Origin of the sequence: Actinosynnema sp. NPDC023658 (assembly GCF_040639995.1) — a bacterium.
Classification (GTDB): Bacteria; Actinomycetota; Actinomycetes; order Mycobacteriales; family Pseudonocardiaceae; genus Actinosynnema.
In genome coordinates this window covers 1-1234 of record NZ_JBFAAX010001370.1, presented here as the reverse complement: position 1 = coordinate 1234, position 1234 = coordinate 1, and the positions used below count along the sequence as shown (strand labels likewise).

The window sequence follows — 1234 nt, the reverse complement described above, 5'->3', positions numbered from 1 at the left end:
GGCGCGGTCGGGGCCTGCCCCGGTCAGGGGTGGTTTCGGTCGGGGTCGTCGGGCGCGCTCGTCACGGTGGGCGGGGGCGTGCCGCCGTCGTCGCGGTCGGCGGGGTCGTCACGGCCGGAACGCGTCGGCGTGTTCGGCGGCCCAGGTGGCGAAGGTGCGGGCGGGGCGGCCGGTGACGCGCTGGACGGCGTCGGTGACGGTGCGGCCGGCCTCGGGGGTGTCGGCGTAGAGCCGCAGGACGAAGTCGGCCTTCTCCGCCGGGCCCCCGGGTGCGACGCGGTAGATCTGCAGTGACGGCGGGTCGGCGGTCCACAGCTCGCGGGCCTGCTGCGGGGTGAGTTCCTCGAACCGCAGGTCGCGGCCGGTGGCGTGGGCGAGGTGGCGCACCTTGTCGCGCGGGGTGACCGCTTCGGGTCCGGTGAGGGTGTAGGTCTGCCCGGCGTGGCCGTCGGTGGTGAGGGCGGTGGCGGCGACGGCGGCGATGTCGGCTTCGTGGACGCAGGCGCTGCGCCGGTCGCCGTGCGGTTCGCGGATGACGCCGTCGGCGCGCAGCGGCGGTCCCCAGTCGGCCAGGGTGTTGGCCATGAACTCCAGCGGGCGCAGGTGCGTCCACTCCAGGTCGGAGGAGCGCACGGCGGGTTCGAGGGTGCCCTCGGCCCAGCCGCCGAGCAGGGTGACGCGGCGGACGCCGGCGCGGACGGCGGCCGCGGCGACCTGGTCGCCGTTGTCGAGCGGCCGGTAGCCGTGCCCGAAGTTGATCAGGTGGGCGGCGGTGGCGCCGGTGAACGCGGCGGCGAGGCTGTCGACGTCGGTGGTGTCGCCCCGCACGACCTCGACGTCGTCGGGCAGGTCGGCGGTCGCGGGGTGGCGGGTGAGGGCGCGGACGCGGTGGCCGGCGGCGAGCAGCGCGGTGACGAGGTGGCGGCCGACGGTGCCGGTCGCGCCGGTGACGAGGATGGTCACGAGTGTGCTCCGGTGAACAGGTGGGTGTGGTCCGCGGCCCACTGGGGGAAGGTGCGGGCGGGGCGGTGCAGGATGCGGTCGACCTCGCCGGTGACGGTGGCGGGTCGGCCCGCGCCGCGGGCGTAGCGGGCCATGAGGGCGTGCACGAACGCCGGTGGCAGTCCGGCGCGGACCAGGTGCCCGGTGGCCTGGTCGGGTGGGATCTCCTCGTGGCGCAGGGGTCGGCCGAGGACCCCACCGATGATCGCGACCATCTCCTCGTGGGTGTGGG

General features: G+C 76.5%; 1 protein-coding gene and 1 pseudogene. Both read right to left on the bottom strand.

Annotated features, from left to right (window positions below):
* Positions 1 to 108 precede the first annotated feature (108 nt).
* The gene (locus tag AB0G02_RS41060) at positions 109 to 963 is read right to left on the bottom strand and encodes an NAD(P)H-binding protein (protein ID WP_360806218.1); all 855 of its coding nucleotides are present in this window, start codon (positions 961 to 963) and stop codon (positions 109 to 111) included.
* A pseudogene (locus AB0G02_RS41055) lies at positions 960 to 1234 on the bottom strand (nucleoside-diphosphate sugar epimerase); the annotation flags it as partial. The gene AB0G02_RS41060 and the pseudogene AB0G02_RS41055, both read right to left, overlap by 4 nt.